This window comes from Candidatus Rokuibacteriota bacterium, from assembly GCA_016188005.1.
Classification (GTDB): domain Bacteria; phylum Methylomirabilota; class Methylomirabilia; order Rokubacteriales; family CSP1-6; genus UBA12499.
In genome coordinates, this window is record JACPIQ010000081.1 from 24,474 (window position 1) to 38,772 (window position 14,299).

The 14,299-nt window shown below is 71.6% G+C and carries 18 protein-coding genes; 15 read left to right on the forward strand and 3 right to left on the reverse strand.

Going from position 1 to position 14,299, the window contains the following annotated elements:
* Window positions 1-162: 162 nt before the first annotated feature.
* The 3 genes from qmoC (at window position 163) to HYV93_15750 (ending at window position 2,981) form a co-directional block, all read left to right on the forward strand.
* Window positions 163-1,305, forward strand: a complete 1,143-nt coding sequence (gene qmoC / locus HYV93_15740; GenBank protein MBI2527423.1) for a quinone-interacting membrane-bound oxidoreductase complex subunit QmoC — start codon at window positions 163-165, stop codon at window positions 1,303-1,305.
* Between the two features lie 165 nt (window positions 1,306-1,470).
* A complete protein-coding gene (locus tag HYV93_15745) occupies window positions 1,471-1,851 on the forward strand; it encodes a DUF202 domain-containing protein (protein ID MBI2527424.1) in 381 nt (126 codons plus the stop codon).
* 23 nt (window positions 1,852-1,874) lie between these two features.
* Entirely contained in the window at window positions 1,875-2,981 is a 1,107-nt protein-coding gene (locus tag HYV93_15750; protein ID MBI2527425.1) for a lipoate--protein ligase family protein, read from the forward strand.
* A 22-nt stretch (window positions 2,982-3,003) separates the two neighbouring features.
* Here HYV93_15750 and HYV93_15755 read toward each other — a convergent pair whose 3' ends face one another.
* Entirely contained in the window at window positions 3,004-3,159 is a 156-nt protein-coding gene (locus HYV93_15755) for a hypothetical protein (protein ID MBI2527426.1), read from the reverse strand.
* A gap of 45 nt (window positions 3,160-3,204) precedes the next feature.
* Between HYV93_15755 and soxY the strand changes: the two genes are divergently transcribed.
* From soxY to HYV93_15805, 10 genes are all read left to right on the forward strand, one after another.
* On the forward strand, window positions 3,205-3,714 hold the full coding sequence (gene soxY / locus HYV93_15760; protein MBI2527427.1) for a thiosulfate oxidation carrier protein SoxY: 510 nt from the start codon (window positions 3,205-3,207) through the stop codon (window positions 3,712-3,714).
* A gap of 15 nt (window positions 3,715-3,729) precedes the next feature.
* On the forward strand, window positions 3,730-4,059 hold the full coding sequence (soxZ, locus tag HYV93_15765; protein MBI2527428.1) for a thiosulfate oxidation carrier complex protein SoxZ: 330 nt from the start codon (window positions 3,730-3,732) through the stop codon (window positions 4,057-4,059).
* 35 nt (window positions 4,060-4,094) lie between these two features.
* Window positions 4,095-5,408 (forward strand): sulfur oxidation c-type cytochrome SoxA, encoded by a 1,314-nt coding sequence (soxA, locus tag HYV93_15770; protein MBI2527429.1) that lies wholly within the window; start codon window positions 4,095-4,097, stop codon window positions 5,406-5,408.
* A gap of 4 nt (window positions 5,409-5,412) precedes the next feature.
* Window positions 5,413-7,101, forward strand: a complete 1,689-nt coding sequence (gene soxB / locus HYV93_15775) for a thiosulfohydrolase SoxB (protein ID MBI2527430.1) — start codon at window positions 5,413-5,415, stop codon at window positions 7,099-7,101.
* 103 nt (window positions 7,102-7,204) lie between these two features.
* Window positions 7,205-7,444, forward strand: a complete 240-nt coding sequence (locus HYV93_15780) for a TlpA family protein disulfide reductase (protein ID MBI2527431.1) — start codon at window positions 7,205-7,207, stop codon at window positions 7,442-7,444.
* 39 nt (window positions 7,445-7,483) lie between these two features.
* Entirely contained in the window at window positions 7,484-7,795 is a 312-nt protein-coding gene (locus HYV93_15785; protein ID MBI2527432.1) for a TlpA family protein disulfide reductase, read from the forward strand.
* Between the two features lie 111 nt (window positions 7,796-7,906).
* On the forward strand, window positions 7,907-9,634 hold the full coding sequence (locus HYV93_15790) for an FAD-binding protein (protein MBI2527433.1): 1,728 nt from the start codon (window positions 7,907-7,909) through the stop codon (window positions 9,632-9,634).
* Window positions 9,635-9,648: 14 nt separating this feature from the next.
* The gene (locus tag HYV93_15795; protein MBI2527434.1) at window positions 9,649-10,638 is read left to right on the forward strand and encodes an ABC transporter substrate-binding protein; all 990 of its coding nucleotides are present in this window, start codon (window positions 9,649-9,651) and stop codon (window positions 10,636-10,638) included.
* A gap of 10 nt (window positions 10,639-10,648) precedes the next feature.
* Complete coding sequence (locus HYV93_15800; GenBank protein ID MBI2527435.1) at window positions 10,649-11,395, forward strand: ABC transporter ATP-binding protein; 747 nt, start codon at window positions 10,649-10,651, stop codon at window positions 11,393-11,395.
* A complete protein-coding gene (locus tag HYV93_15805; GenBank protein ID MBI2527436.1) occupies window positions 11,392-12,198 on the forward strand; it encodes an ABC transporter permease in 807 nt (268 codons plus the stop codon). The genes HYV93_15800 and HYV93_15805 overlap by 4 nt, the downstream gene beginning before the upstream one ends.
* 45 nt (window positions 12,199-12,243) lie before the next feature.
* Here the strand turns inward: HYV93_15805 and HYV93_15810 are convergent, their stop codons facing one another.
* The gene (locus tag HYV93_15810; protein ID MBI2527437.1) at window positions 12,244-12,858 is read right to left on the reverse strand and encodes a hypothetical protein; all 615 of its coding nucleotides are present in this window, start codon (window positions 12,856-12,858) and stop codon (window positions 12,244-12,246) included.
* A complete protein-coding gene (locus HYV93_15815; protein ID MBI2527438.1) occupies window positions 12,855-13,193 on the reverse strand; it encodes a winged helix-turn-helix transcriptional regulator in 339 nt (112 codons plus the stop codon). The genes HYV93_15810 and HYV93_15815 overlap by 4 nt, the downstream gene beginning before the upstream one ends.
* A 95-nt stretch (window positions 13,194-13,288) precedes the next feature.
* Here HYV93_15815 and HYV93_15820 point away from each other — a divergent pair, with 95 nt between their 5' ends.
* Both HYV93_15820 and HYV93_15825 read left to right on the forward strand, forming a co-directional pair.
* Window positions 13,289-13,612, forward strand: coding sequence for a succinate dehydrogenase (locus HYV93_15820; GenBank protein ID MBI2527439.1), 324 nt, complete (start codon window positions 13,289-13,291; stop codon window positions 13,610-13,612).
* Complete coding sequence (locus HYV93_15825) at window positions 13,603-14,295, forward strand: succinate dehydrogenase/fumarate reductase iron-sulfur subunit (GenBank protein ID MBI2527440.1); 693 nt, start codon at window positions 13,603-13,605, stop codon at window positions 14,293-14,295. The genes HYV93_15820 and HYV93_15825 overlap by 10 nt, the downstream gene beginning before the upstream one ends.
* The last annotated feature ends 4 nt before the right edge of the window (window positions 14,296-14,299 follow it).

Consider the following 14,299-nt stretch of genomic DNA (forward strand, 5'->3'; position numbering starts at 1 on the left):
CTCCCCGCGGAACCGTGGCTTCTGCGCGCTGCCGGAGCCGAAGACCTCGATCTCGTGGCCCGGTACGGGACGGGGCTGCGGGTTGGGACTCAGCGTGTTCTGCGGGGAGGGCCCCCTGCCCCGGCCGGCGCTTTGCCGTCGGATCTCCGCGACAGGGCGCTAGTGCCCGCGCCAGTCAGCGTGGACCTGGGCTTCAAGCGGGAGATCATCGGCCGCGGCGCCGCCGACCTCACCGCCTGCTACCAGTGCGGGACCTGCTCGGTGGTCTGCCCCCTCTCGACGGCGGACAACCCCTTTCCCCGGAAGGAGATGGTCTGGGTCCAGTGGGGGCTCAAGGAGCGGGCGCTGGGCAATTCCTCCATCTGGCTCTGCCACCAGTGCGCCTCCTGCACCGCCTACTGCCCCCGGGACGCCGGGCCGGCCAGCCTCATGGCCGCGCTGCGGGAGCAGAGCATCCGCCACTTCGCGGCGCCGGCCTTCATGGGGCGGGCAGCGAGCGATCCCCGCTTCCTGCCGCTGCTCTTCGCCGTGCCGGCGCTTCTCTTCCTCGCGCTCCTGGCCTCGCTCGGCCACCTCGGGCGGCTCCCCGAGGGCCCCGTGGTGTTCTCGAAGCTCATCCCGATCATGCACATCGAGATCGTCTTCATCGCCGCGATGACGCTGTCCGGCCTCGGCGCCCTGGCCGGCGGCATCCGGTACTGGAAGGCCATGCGGGCGCACATGGCCGGTGACGGCCGGGCCCCCGCGCAGGCGCTCGTGCCCACCGTCCTCGCCATCCTTCGGCACCGGAAGTTCGGCGAGTGCCGCTCCCGCTCGGCCGGGAGCCGTCGGACCTTCGAGGAGCATCTCCACCCGACCCACCTGGCGGTGTTCTGGGGGTTCCTCGGCCTGGTGGCGACCACCACGTCGGTAGGCATCGGCATCTACGTCTTCGGCTACCTCACCCCGTGGCCGCTCGGGCATCCCGTGAAGATCCTCGGCAACGCCAGCGGCGTCCTCGTGGTGGGGGCACTCCTGGTCTTCGGCTACCGCCGGATCGCCGATGCGGAGCGGGCAGGGCGGAGTAGCTATCCGGACTGGCTGTTCATCGTGGTGCTGGGGGGCACGACGCTCACCGGGTTCCTCTGCGAGCTGCTGCGCCTCGCCGACGCCCCGGGCGCAGCCTACCCGATGTACGTCGTCCACCTGAGCTTCGTCTTCGTCCTCCTGGTCTACATCCCGTACTCGAAGTTCTCGCACCTGGTCTACCGGACCACCGCCATGCTCTATGCAGCGAGCGCGCCGCCAGCGAAAGGAGCCCCCTGATCCCCATCTTCGATCTCAGGCCGGAGGAGGTGGCGGCCTGCATGGCGCCGGTGGCGCACGACAAGCAGGCGCTGGCCGACTACCCCCGCGGCGCCGCCGAGCCGGGCGGGACGGCCTGGCCACCCCTCGTGGCGGCCCGGCCCACGGGGCATGCGGAGTAGACGGATGACGTGGGACCGCAGCAGCGATCAGCATGAGCTCGCCCGCGAGCGTACCGCCGAGGCCAGGCGGCGTACCCATCTCGCGAATGAGCGCACCTACGCGGCCTGGGTTCGAACCGCGCTGGCCCTCATCGCGCTGGGAGTCGGCATCGCCGGCTACTTCCACCTGGCCGGGAACGGCCGGGTCCAGCTCTTCGTCCGGCTCGGCGCGAGCTTCGTCATCGGCGGCGCCCTGATGGCGGCCCTGGCCACCTACGCCTACCGCAAGACATACGAGAGCGTCGAGAAGGGCGAGTACGGCAGCACCATGACCCTCACGCTGCTGCTGGGGGCGATTCCCATCCTGCTGGGGCTGCTGGCCCTTGTCATGATCATTCTCCAGTAGGGCCGGAGCCGAGAGCGAGCCGCGTGGGCTGGCGCTACATCGCCGACGATGGGGTCGGGGCGGCCGCGGGGCTGGCCGCCGACGAGGCGGTCACCCGGCGACAGGGCAGCGGCGAGAGCCCGCCCACGCTCAGGCTGTACACCTACCGCTCCCACTGCGCCCTGGTCGGGCGCTTCCAGCGGCTCGGCTCGGAGCTCCGGCTCGACGAGTGCCGGCGAGTGGGCGTGGAGGTCAACCGGCGGCCCACGGGAGGCGGGGCGATCATCATGGGCGCCGATCAGCTCGGGATCGCCATCATGACGCGCGCGACGGCCGGGGAACGCTCCTACGACCGCACGCGCGAGCTGTTCGCACGCTTCTCCTCGGGGCTCACCGGGGCCCTCGGCGAAGTCGGCATCGCGGCCGAGTACCGGAGGAAGAACGACGTGGAGGTGGGCGGGAAGAAGATCGCCGGGCTCGGCATCTACTTCGACCCGGCCGGTGGGATGCTCTTCCACGCGAGCCTGCTGGTGGACCTCGACGTCGCCTTCATGCTCTCCGTGCTCCGGACGCCCTTCGAGAAGATCTCGGACAAAGAGATCGCCACCGTGTCCGAGCGGATGACGACGGTCCGGCGCGAGCTGGGGCGGCAGGTCAGCACCGCCGAGGTCCGCGAGCTCGTCCGGGCGGCCTACGCGCGCGCCCTGGGGCTCGAGCTCGAGCCCGGGCCCTTCTCACCAGAGGAGCGCCTGGAGATCGCCGCGCTGGCCCGCGACCGCTACCAGACCGAGGAGTGGCTGGCCCGCGAGCCCGCCACGCCGGACGCCATGGGCTCGGCGACGGTGAAGACGCCGGGGGGGCTCCTGACGGCGCACCTCACGCTGGCCGGCGAGGTGATCAAGGCCATCTACTTCACCGGGGACTTCTTCACCGACGACACCGTCCTGGCGGGGATGGAGCGGGCGCTCCGCTGGCACCCCGTGGGGGTCGAGGCCGTGACGGAGACGCTCGAGGCGCTCCGGCGCCGGGAGGCGCTGGCGCTGCCAGGGGTGCCCTCCGAGGCGGTGGCGCGTGCCGTCGAGCTGGCCAGCGGCGCGGCCCGGCGCCACGAGCAAGCGGGAACCGCGAAGGGCTGCTTCGTGAACCCTTGACGTACACTGAGGTTGACAGGAGTCAGAGGTGAGCGGGCATGTCGCCCTCGCTGCCGGGGTAGTCCAGGGACTGCTCGAGGACACGCCCGGCGAGCGCGTGGCTCACGGTGAGCGCCGCCGCGCCGACGAGGGCGCACAGGGCGAGGAGCAGCAGGCCGGTCCGATGTCGAGGGCGCATCAGCGGGGAGGCAATGATGCCCCACATCTTACAGGAGGGATCGGAATGAGCGGAATGCCGACTGCAGTTCGCGTGACACGCCGGAGGCTGCTGCGCGGCCTGGGGCTCCTGGGGCTCGCGGGCGCCGCAGGGTCGCTCCTGGCGGGGCCACGCCCCGCCGCGGCCCAGGGCAACCTCGCCAACCTGCTGCCCGAGGAGCCCGTCGACGCCACGCTCAAGCGGCTCTTCGGGGGCCGCCCCATCAAGGACGGCTCCTCGACGATGAAGCTCGAGCTGCCGCTCATCGCCGAGAACGGCGCCGTGGTGCCGGTGACCGTCGACGTGACGCCTCCCCCGGGAGGGCATGTCAAGAGCATCTACATCATCTCGGACAAGAACCGGCGCCCCATGAATGCCAGATTCAGCTTCAGCCCCGGCGTGAGCCAGCCCTTCGTGGGCACCAACCTGCGGCTCAACACGACCGGGGACGTGCGAGCCATCGCGGAGCTCTCCGACGGCACCTTGCTCATGGCCAAGCGCCAGGTCAAGGTCACCGTCGGCGGCTGCGGCGGATGACGGGGAGACAGCGCCATGGCGGAGATCGGACGCGTCAGGATGCGCATCCCGTCGAGCATCAAGGCGGGAGACATCGTCAAGGTCCGCGTGCTGGTGATCCACCCCATGGAGATCGTGGAGCGGAAGGACGGCAAGCCCGTGGACAAGAACTACCGCTTCATCAACCGCGTGATCGTCACCTACCTGGGCAAGGAGATCGCCCAGTTCGAGACGACGCAGTCACTCAGCGAGAACCCGTTCTTCTCGTTCGCCTTCAAGGCGACCGATCCCGGGCCGCTCAAGGTGACCTTCCTCGACACCCACGGCGGCAAGTACGAGGGGACGGCCGACATCAAGTTCGGGTGACGCATCCCGCCCGCTGACAAGGAGGCCTCGAACCGATGATCCGCCCCGCTCGCGTGGCAGGCGCATGGGTGCTCGTGGCGGCGCTCGCCGCCGGTTGTTCCGAGACGCAGCCCCCGGATCCGCGGGCCGGCTTGCCCCCGACCCCATGGGTCACGCGCGCGACCGCCGAGGCCCGCGGCGAAGTCAAGACCCTGCCCGATGGCAAGCGGCAGGCGCTCCGCTACAAGGGCTGGAGCAGCGCAGACTTCGGCCAGTTCAGGACGTACGCCTACGATGACACCAGGCCGGAGCCGCGACCGGGGAAGGCGCCCATGCCTGCCGCCGCGGGAGATCCCAAGAAGGGCCGGAGCCTCTTCCTGGCCAGAGCCAAGGGGCCGTGCACGGGCTGCCACCTCATCCAGGGGCAGGACGTGTGGCCGGCGGGCAACATGGGGCCGGATCTCTCCACCTTCGGCGACCGGGGCCTGACTGACGAGTACGTCTTCAACCTCATCTACGACCCACGGCACATCTTCCCCAACACGACGATGCCCCCGTGGGGCACGAGCGGCATGCTCGCCCCCGGCGAGGTCATGGACCTCGTGGCCTTCCTCAAGACGCAGAAGGGGCCCCCGCCCCCGGAAAGGGACAGGGAGCGGAATCCCAACACCCGCCCCAAGCCCCCCGGCTTCGGCGACAACCTGGATTCCACCAACAACCCGGCCGTGGTCCGCGCCGAGGCGGCCGAGGCCTCCTGGGCCAGGAAGGGGCCGGCCGGCAAGTCCTGCGCCGACTGCCATCCGGGCGGGCCCGGCAAGGCCATGAAGGGTGTGGCCACGCACTACCCGAAATACGTGCAGCCCTACCGGCGCGTGATGAGCATCGAGGACTTCCTCACCGTCCACGCGCCCGAGACCACGGGCACCCAAGTGCTGGCCCAGAGCGCCGAGAACCTGGACATGACCATCCTCGTCAAGATGGCCTCCAACGGGATGCCGGTGGCGCTGGATCTGTCGACGCCCGAGCACCGCGCGGCCTTCGAGCGGGGCCGGGCGAGCTTCCACAAGCGCGTCGGCCAGCGCAACCACGCCTGCGCCGACTGCCACACGACGGGCAGCGGGCGCGGCGCCGAGCGGTTCCTGGGCGGGCGGCTTCTCGGCAACGTGGAGAACGGGCTCACCCGCCACTTCCCCACCTGGCGGACGAGCCAGGCCCAGGTGTGGGACATGCGCAAGCGCATGCAGTGGTGCCTGACGCCGCTGGGGATGAACATGCTGCCGGCCGACGCCGTCGAGTACGCCGAGCTGGAGCTGTACCTCACCTCGTTCGACCAGGGCGAGCCCCTGAGCGTGCCGGGCATCAGGCACTGAGGGCGTGGACGTCACGCGTCGGGACTTCCTGACGCTCCTCGGCGTGGCCGGCGCCCTGGGGACCGGAAGTGGCGGGGCGCTGGCCGCCGCGCTCGAGCCCGAGCGCCTGCTCGACTTCCAGCCGCTGGGGCCCGTGACCTTGCTCCACATGACGGATCCGCACGCGACCCTGCTGCCGGTCTACTACCGGGAGCCGGACAGCCTGATCGGCGTCGGCGCCGAGGCAGGCACGCGGCCATTCCTCACCGGCGAGGCTTTCCTCAAGGCCTACGGGCTGGCGCGCGGCTCGGCCGCCGCCTATGCCCTCACGCACCTGGACTTCGTCGCCCTGGCCGCGCGCTACGGCCGGATGGGTGGCTACGCGCACATCGCGACGCTGGTCCGGCGTGTCCGCGCCGCGCGCCCGGGCCAGACGCTGCTGCTGGACGGCGGCGACACGCTGCAGGGCTCGGCCACGGCCCTCTGGACGCGTGGCGAGGACATGGTGCGGGCCATGAACCAGCTCGGCGTGGATGTGTTCACGCCCCACTGGGAGTTCACCCACGGGATCGACCGGGTGAAGGAGCTGTTCGGAGACCGGGAGAGCCGGGGGCTCTTCAAGGGTGACTTCGTCTGCCACAACTGCAAGGAGCTCAACTGGGACGAGCCCGTCTTTCACCCGTATACCCTCCGTGAGGTGGGCGGCGTCAAGGTCGGCGTCATCGGTCAGGCCTTCCCGTACGTGCCCATCTCCCACCCCCAGCGTCTCGTGCCGAACCTCACCTTCGGGATCCAGGAGCAGCAGGCCCAGCGGCTGGTCAACGAGCTGCGGGACGACAGGAAGGCGGACGTCGTGGTGCTCCTGAGCCACAACGGGCTCAGCACCGACGTGAAGATGGCCGGTCGAGTGCGCGGCATCGACGTCGTCCTCGGCGGCCACACCCACGACGGCCTGCCCGAGCCCATCACCGTGGGCCGGACGCTCGTGATCAACTCGGGGGCCCACGGGAAGTTCTTGAGCCGCCTGGACCTGGACGTCAGGCGCGGCCGCGTCCAGGCGCACCGCTACAAGCTCCTGCCCGTGCTCTCGCGGCAGGTCCCCGAGGACCCCGACATGGCCCGCCTGATCCGCGAGATCCGTGCCCCCCACGAGGCGCGTCTCGCCGAGCCCCTGGCCGTCTCCGAGAGCCTCCTCTACCGCCGCGGGCACTTCAACGGCAGCTTCGACGAGGTCCTTCTCGATGCTCTCCTCAAGCGCCTCGACGCTCAGGTGGCCTTCTCCCCGGGCTTCCGCTGGGGCCTGACGATCGTGCCGGGCCAGACGATCACGCTGGAGGACGTGTACGCGCATACGGGGCTCACCTACCCGAACACGCTCGTGCGCGAGCTCACGGGCGCCGAGATCCGCCAGATCATGGAGGATGTGGCCGACAACCTCTTCCACCCCGATCCCTACTATCGCCAGGGGGGGGACATGGTCCGCGTGGGCGGGCTCACCTACGCCATCGATCCCCGGAAGCCCATGGGGCAGCGGATCAGCGACATGCGGGCGGGCGGCGTGCTGCTGTCCGCCACCAGCCGGTACAAGACCGCGAGCTGGGCCTCCGTCGGCCCGGAGGCCCCGGGGCCGCCCGCCTACGATGTGGTGGCCCAGCACCTGCGCGACCTCAAGCGGGTCAGGCTCGACCCCCGGCCTCGCGTGAAGGTGCTGTGAGGCCCCCGACCGGGACGGGGTCGGGCCGCCCGGGCCATCCGGGCCGGGCGCCGCGGGAATAGAGCGCGGCGCGCGGGGGTTGTGGGGAGAGGGAGACCGCAGGATGAGGCAGGCTCGGAAGATGTCGGCGGTCGCGCTCTCCCTGCTCGCGCTCCTGGTCGCCGGCACCGTCTCGGCGGCCGGATCGGAGGTGGTCGAGGACCTGCTCCTCGACCTCCAGCTCGTCCCGCTCGATGGTCAGACGCCGCCCCCGTTCACCCTCGAGGCCCTCGACGGCAAGCGGGTGTCACTGTCCGACATGAGGGGGCAGGTGGTCCTCCTCTACTTCTGGGCCTCGTGGTGACCGTTCTGCGCGAGGGAGTTACCCTCGACCATCGAGCAGGTGCACCGGGAGCTGGGGCGGAAGGGGCTGACCGTCCTGGCCATCAACATCCAGGAGGGTCGGCAGAAGGTGGCCGCCTGGGTGAGAGACAGGGGCCTGACCTCGCGGGTCCTGCTCGATCCGGCGGGGGAGGCCGTGGCCGCCTACCGCGTGACAGCCACGCCCACCGTCTTCCTCATCGGGCGCGACGGCAAGATGGTCGCGCGGGGCGCCGGCACGCGCAGCTGGCTCGGCGCCGAGGGGCGGGCCCTCCTGGGCGCGCTGCTCGCCGCTCCCGGCGCGGATCCCGGGCGTCCGGCGCCCGCCCGGTGACCCGGGCGCCCGGCGCCGATTGCGCCCGCCTCTGCCAGACGCTATAGTCGTGCCGCGCCGGCCGGGTCTCGACCATCCCGGCGCTTGCATCTCCCGACCGCGGCGGGTTTCGTGATCGACACCATCGTCAGCGACATCCTCGTGCTCGGCGCAGGGGGGGCGGGTCTCTGCGCGGCGCTGCACGCCTCGGACCGCTCGCCCCGGCTGTCCGTCACCGTCGTCGTCAAGGGGCTCCTTGGCCGCGCCGGCTGCACGCGCATGGTTCAGGGCGGCTACAACGCCGTCCTCGGCGAGCCCGACTCGCTGGACGCCCATTGCCTCGACACTCTCAAGGGCGGCGGCTGGATCAACGACCAGGAGCTGGTCTGGAGGCTCGTCTCCGAAGCTCCCCGCCGCGTGCTCGAGCTCGAGGCTCGCTACGGCTGCTTCTTCGACCGGGACGCCGGCGGCCGCGTCCACCAGAAGCCCTTTGCCGGCCAGACCCACGACCGCACCATCCACAAGGGCGATCTCACCGGCATCGAGATCATGAACCGGCTCAGCGAGCAGGTCTGGGTCCGGCCCGCCATCCGCCCGCTCGAGGAGCACCGGGCGGTGGCTCTCCTCCGCGACGAGGGGGGGCGGGTCGGCGGCGCCCTGCTTCTCGACATCCGGAGCGGAGCCTTTCTCGTCGCGAGGAGCCGCGCGACGCTGCTCGCCACGGGCGGCGGGCCCACCATGTACCGTGTCTTCGCCTGCTCGGCGGACAAGGCCGCCGACGGTCTCGCGCTGGCCGTCCGGGCGGGAGCGCCCCTCAAGGACATGGAGATGATCCAGTTCCACCCAACCGGCCTCATCGTCCCCGACTCGCTCATCACGGGGACGCTCCTGGAGGAGGGGCTGCGCGGGGCCGGCGGGCGGCTGCTCAACGACCGCGGCGAGCGGTTCATGGCGCGCCATGACCCCGAGCGGATGGAGCGCTCCACGAGGGACCGCGTGGCCCGGGCCGCCTTCATCGAGGCGTGGGAGGGGCGGGGGACGCCCAACGGCGGGGTATGGCTGGACGTCTCGCACCTCGGCGCCGAGTTCGTCGAGCGGAACTTCCGCGGCATGGTCAAGCGCTGCCGCGACTTCGGCCGCGACCTGGCACGCGAGCCCGTGGAGGTGGGGCCGACGGCGCACTTCACCATGGGCGGTGTCGTGATCGACACGGACTGCAGGACGCCGGTGGAGGGGCTCTTCGCCGCCGGAGAGGACGCCGGCGGCGTCCACGGCGCCAATCGCCTGGGCGGCAACGGGGTGGCGGACTCCACGGTGTTCGGCGGGATCGCGGGCGACACCATGGCCGAGTGGGTGGCCGGCCGGCCCCTCCCGCGCCTGTCCGGGGCCGCCGCCGCGGCCGAGGCCGCCGCCATGACGGCGGCCCTCGAGCGGAGGGGGGAGGAGGACCTCTACGGGCTCCAGGCCCGGCTCCGCGACGTCATGTGGGAGCGGGTGGGACTGATCCGTACCGGCGCGGGGCTCCAGGCGGCGGTGGGGGAGATCGAGGAGATCGCCGCCCGCGCCGAGCGCGTCGGGCTGGCCGGCGGTCCGGCCTTCAACCTCGCCTGGCAGGACTGGGCGAACCTCCGCCACCAGGCGCAGGTGAGCGGCCTCATCGCCCGGAGCGCGCTGGAGCGGGCGGAGAGCCGTGGGTCTCACTTCCGTGCCGATCACCCCGAGCCGTCGGCGGTGCTGGTCAACGTCCACGTCCAGATCGAGGAGGGGGCCACGCCCCGCCTCTGGACCGAGCCCGTGCGTCTCACCCGCTACCGCCCGGAGGCAGCGAGCCCCGCCCTCGGCGTCGAGGTCGGCGACTGACCAAGGAGACCCCCATGCCCCACTCCGTGACGCGTATCGCTTCGTCGCTCGGCGCGGCCCTCCTCGCGCTGACCCTGCTCGGCGCCCCGCCGGTCGCCTCCCAGGAGGCCCGGCAGCTCCGCATCGTCAAGCAGCCGGGGCTCGGCTATCTGCACATCATCCTCATGCGCGAGATGAAGCTGCTCGAGAAGCGGCTCCCCGGGGTGGAGCTCGAGTGGCGGCAGCTCACCTCGGGCCCCGTCATCCGCGACGCCATGGTGGCCGGGCAGCTCGACATCGGCTCCGGCGGGCTCGGCCCCTTCATCCAGGCCATCGACCGCGGGCTCGACTGGAAGACGCTGGGTGCCCTCAACGAGATGCCGCTCTACCTCAACTGCGCCCGTCCGGACATCAGGAGCCTCAAGGACCTCAAGCCCACCGACCGCATTGCCATGCCCGCCATCGGGTCGATCCAGCACGTGGCGCTGCAGATGGAGGCCGAGAAGGTGCTGGGCAACCCCAAGGCGCTCAACACGCAGATCGTCGCGATGGCCCATCCCGACGCCACGGCCGCGATCCTGTCCAAGCGCGAGATCACCTGCCACCTCAGCTCGCCGCCCTTCCAGTACGAGCAGCTGCGAGACCCCGGCATCCACACGGTGATGGACAGTTACCAGGCCGCCGGCGGCCCGCACACCTTCAATCTGGTCTGGGCCAGCGAGAAGTGGGTGAAGGCCAACCCGCGGCTCGTCCGGGCCTTCGTCGAGGCGCTCCGGGAGGCCACCGACTTCATCACCGACAAGCCAGCCGAGGCGGCGCGGCTCTATGTCGCCAGCGAGAAGGCCAAGTCCACGCCCGAGCAGATCCTGCAGATCATGAAGCAGCCGGGGCTGCGCTACTCCATGACGCCCACGGGGCTCATGAAGTTCTCGGCCTTCATGCAGAAGATCGGCATGACCAAGGCCGTGCCGGCCTCGTGGCGCGACTACGCCTTCGAGCACCTCCACTCGGCCCCCGGGAACTAGCTCGCGCCTGATGCAGGAGCTGCTCCAGGTCCGGGACGTCACGATCTCCTACCCCACCGAGACCGGGCTCTTCACCGCGGTGGAGGGGGTGTCCTTCTCGGTGGGCGTGGGGGAGAAGTTCGTCCTGCTGGGTCCCTCGGGGTGCGGGAAGTCCACGCTCCTCAAGTCCATCGCGGGCTTCCTGCTCCCGGCATGCGGGGCGGTGGAGCTCGACGGGCGCCGCGTCTCGCGCCCCGGGCCCGACCGCGTGGTCGTCTTCCAGGAGTTCGACCAGCTCCTGCCCTGGAGGACCGTCCTCGGCAATGTCCTGTACCCGCTGCGCGTCGCCAGGCGCATGCCCGACCGGGCGGCACGCGAGCAGGCCCGTCGCTTCATCGCCATGGTGGGGCTCGAGCCCTTCGCGGACTCCTACCCCCATCAGCTCTCGGGCGGCATGAAGCAGCGCGTCGCCATCGCTCGCTCGCTGGCGCTGGACCCGGCCATGCTGCTCATGGACGAGCCGTTCGCGAGCCTGGACGCCCTCACCCGCCGGAAGATGCAGGAGGAGCTGCTCGGCATCTGGGAGGCGACGCGCAAGACCATCCTCTTCGTCACCCACTCGATCCAGGAGGCGGCGCTGCTCGGTGATCGCATCCTGATCCTGTCTCCGGGGCCGGGGCGGGTGCGCCGTGTCCTGGACAACGCCGCGGTGGGCCAGCGGGAGACGGAGGCGGCGCTCCGGGTGCAGCGCGAGGTCCAGGAGATGCTTGGCGAATGACCGCGGGGTCCGGCGCGCCGCTGTCGCTCTGGCGCCACGCCCCGGTGCGCAAGGCCGCGATCGTCGTCGTCCTGCTGCTGGCCTGGGAGGGGCTCACGCGCTGGGCGGCGAGCCCGCTCCTCTTCCCGCAGGCCTCCACGGTGCTGGGCTCCTTCCTGCGCTCGGTCCGGTCGGGCGAGCTGCCGGGCTACGCCGGCCAGTCGCTCAAGGTGCTCCTCACCGGCATGGCCATCGGCGCCGCCATCGCGCTCGTGCTCACGACGCTCGCCGTGACCACGCGGCTCGGCGCCGAGTTCCTCGAGACCATCACGTCCATGTTCAACCCGCTCCCGGCCATCGCGCTCATGCCGCTGGCGCTGCTCTGGTTCGGGCTGGGCGTCAACTCGCTCATCTTCGTCATCATCCACTCGGTGCTCTGGCCCATGTCGCTCAACACCTACACGGGCTTCATCACCGTGCCGCCCACGCTCCGGCGCGTGGGGCAGAACTTCGGCCTCACGGGCTGGCGCCTGGTGGCGGGCATCCTGTTGCCGGCGGCCTTCCCGTACATCCTCTCGGGGGTCAAGATCGGCTGGGCCTTCGCCTGGCGCACCATCATCGCCGCCGAGATGGTGTTCGGCGTCGCGGGCAGCCAGGGGGGACTCGGCTGGTTCATCTACCAGAACCGCTTCGAGATGAACACGGACCTGGTCTTCGCGGGCCTCGTGACCGTCATCCTCATCGGCCTCCTGGTGGAGAACCTCTGCTTCAAGTGGATCGAGCGCAAGACGGTGCTGCGATGGGGGATGTCGGCCGGCCACTGACCCGGTGACGCTCCGTCGCAGGCGCGGAGGCCAGCCGCCCGTCGGTCAGAGGCGGGACCTCTGGGCCCTCGCGGTCAGCGGTTCCGGCTCGCCCGGGGCCGCGTGGCGGTGCCGCCGGACGGGCCGAGGGGGACGCCGCAGCTCGGCCAGGAAGGCCTCGAACCCGCCGGGGGATCCCTCGGCGAGGCTCCAGCGCCGGATGGCCCGGAGGTCCACGCGCCGCTTCCGGGCGATGGCGACGGCGACGGCCAGGCTGCTCCGGTCGTTCCAATGGTAGAAGGCGGCCAGCCGGTCCCGGCACGAGTCCGTGGCCGACAGGATGAGGGCCCGGGCTCCGCGCCGCCTGCGCTCGACGGGCCTGATGGCGTGGTCGCTTCCGATGGCCAGCGGCCCGCGCGGGAACTCGACGTAGAACGCCGTGCGCGGGTGCACGTAGGAATCGCCCCGGCGGAGGAACCTCACGCTGGCCATCGCCGCGTCCAGCCGGGCCTGGGTGGTCGGGCCGACCAGCACGAAGTCCACGTCGCGCGACTGGTAGTCGCCCGCCGTGTGCAGGCTCGCGCACGCGCCGCCGGTGAGCACGGCCCGGATGCCGTGCCGCCTGAGCGCGTCCCCGAGCGCGATGGCCACGTCCGCCAGCGAGGACTGCCGGGTGATCACAGCGACTTGGCGGTCCGCCGGGGCCGGCGGCGGAGCGCAGCCACCCGGCCACGGAGGTCCTCCTCCGGCTCGGCGAGGCGGTCGAGGTACTTCCCCAGCGCCTCGTGGGCGAAGTAGCGGGGCTCCAGCCGGAAGGCGCGCGTCCGGCCCACCGGACGCGCGGCCACCAGCCCGTCGCGCTCCAGGCTCGCCAGCGCCTTCTGGACGCTGGAGAGGGGGGCGCCGAGGAGCCGGGCCAGCTCGCGCGGATAGCTCTCGCCCAGCAGGCGGAGGGCGAGCAGCGCGCGGGTCCGGGTCCGGCTGCCGAAGGGGCTCGAGGTGATCGTGACCTCCATAAGAGGTCATATGACCACTCTCTGCGGTCTCAGTCAACCTGGCCGAGTCCGACCTGCAGAGGGCGGACGCAGCGGTGCTATACTCGCGGCCGATCATGAGTGAGCCCCGGGTGCTCCGGCGCGGATGGACGACGCGCGAGGGGTGGCGCGACACCAAGGCCGGCCTGTGGGCCTGGCTCCTCCAGCGGGCCGCGGCCGTGGCGCTGGTCGTCGTGATCGCCCTCCACCTGCAGAACCCGTTCATCCCCGCCGTGCAGGCGGTGCTTCTCGGGCTCGTGCTGCTCCACGGGCTCCTGGGCTTGCGCGCCATCCTGCTCGACTTCGGTCTGCCGGTGGGCTGGCACCGCGCGCTCTTCGCCGGCGCCCTCGGGCTCGCGATCCTGCTCTTCGTCGTCTTCTGGATGTGGCGGTGGTCCTGAGGGTCTTCCGGTGGGACCCGGGCACGGGTGAGCGCGTGCAGGAGTACCGCGTGACGGCGCGCGAGGGGATGACAGTGCTCGACGCGCTCGTGGAGATCCAGCGCGGGAGCGATCCGACGCTCGCCTTCCGGTACGCCTGCCGCGTGGGCATGTGCGGCTCCTGCGCCATGGTCATCGACGGGCGCGAGCGCTGGGCCTGCCGGACCCTCCTCGCGCGGCTGCCGCGGCGGACCGTCAGCGTGCGCCCGCTCTACCACTTTCCGCTGATCCGGGACCTCGTCGTGGACCTGGAGCCCTTTCGCCGGAGAATGCTGGCGACAGCGGCGACCTTCGAGCCGGCCGAGGGGCCCGCCGCCTTCGCTGCCGTGGGCCGGGACACCGCCGAGCGCCGCCAGGTGGCCGCCGCCATCGAGTGCATCGGCTGTGGCATGTGTCTGTCGGCCTGCACCATGGTGGCCCACGACGAGCGCTTCCCGGGACCCGCCGCGCTCAACCGCGCCTTCACCCTCCAGCTGGACAGCCGTGACGGGGCCCACGCCGACCGCGCCACGCGCCTCCGGTCCGAGGACGCGCTGGTCCGCTGCCACGCGCAGGCCAGCTGCACGGCGGTCTGTCCCATGGAGATCTCGCCCACTGACTCGATCCTGAGCCTCCGCCGCCGCGCCATCCTCGCGCTGTTCTGAGCCG

Bases quoted from the DNA above. Each gene is read 5' to 3' on its own strand.
- HYV93_15745 (MBI2527424.1), top strand. From the start codon at position 1,471: ATGACGTGGGACCGCAGCAGCGATCAGCATGAGCTCGCCCGCGAGCGT.
- HYV93_15755 (MBI2527426.1), bottom strand. From the start codon at position 3,159: ATGCGCCCTCGACATCGGACCGGCCTGCTGCTCCTCGCCCTGTGCGCC.
- soxY (MBI2527427.1), top strand. From the start codon at position 3,205: ATGAGCGGAATGCCGACTGCAGTTCGCGTGACACGCCGGAGGCTGCTG.
- soxZ (MBI2527428.1), top strand. From the start codon at position 3,730: ATGGCGGAGATCGGACGCGTCAGGATGCGCATCCCGTCGAGCATCAAG.
- soxA (MBI2527429.1), top strand. From the start codon at position 4,095: ATGATCCGCCCCGCTCGCGTGGCAGGCGCATGGGTGCTCGTGGCGGCG.
- HYV93_15780 (MBI2527431.1), top strand. From the start codon at position 7,205: ATGAGGCAGGCTCGGAAGATGTCGGCGGTCGCGCTCTCCCTGCTCGCG.
- HYV93_15795 (MBI2527434.1), top strand. From the start codon at position 9,649: ATGCCCCACTCCGTGACGCGTATCGCTTCGTCGCTCGGCGCGGCCCTC.
- HYV93_15800 (MBI2527435.1), top strand. From the start codon at position 10,649: ATGCAGGAGCTGCTCCAGGTCCGGGACGTCACGATCTCCTACCCCACC.
- HYV93_15805 (MBI2527436.1), top strand. From the start codon at position 11,392: ATGACCGCGGGGTCCGGCGCGCCGCTGTCGCTCTGGCGCCACGCCCCG.
- HYV93_15815 (MBI2527438.1), bottom strand. From the start codon at position 13,193: ATGGAGGTCACGATCACCTCGAGCCCCTTCGGCAGCCGGACCCGGACC.
- HYV93_15820 (MBI2527439.1), top strand. From the start codon at position 13,289: ATGAGTGAGCCCCGGGTGCTCCGGCGCGGATGGACGACGCGCGAGGGG.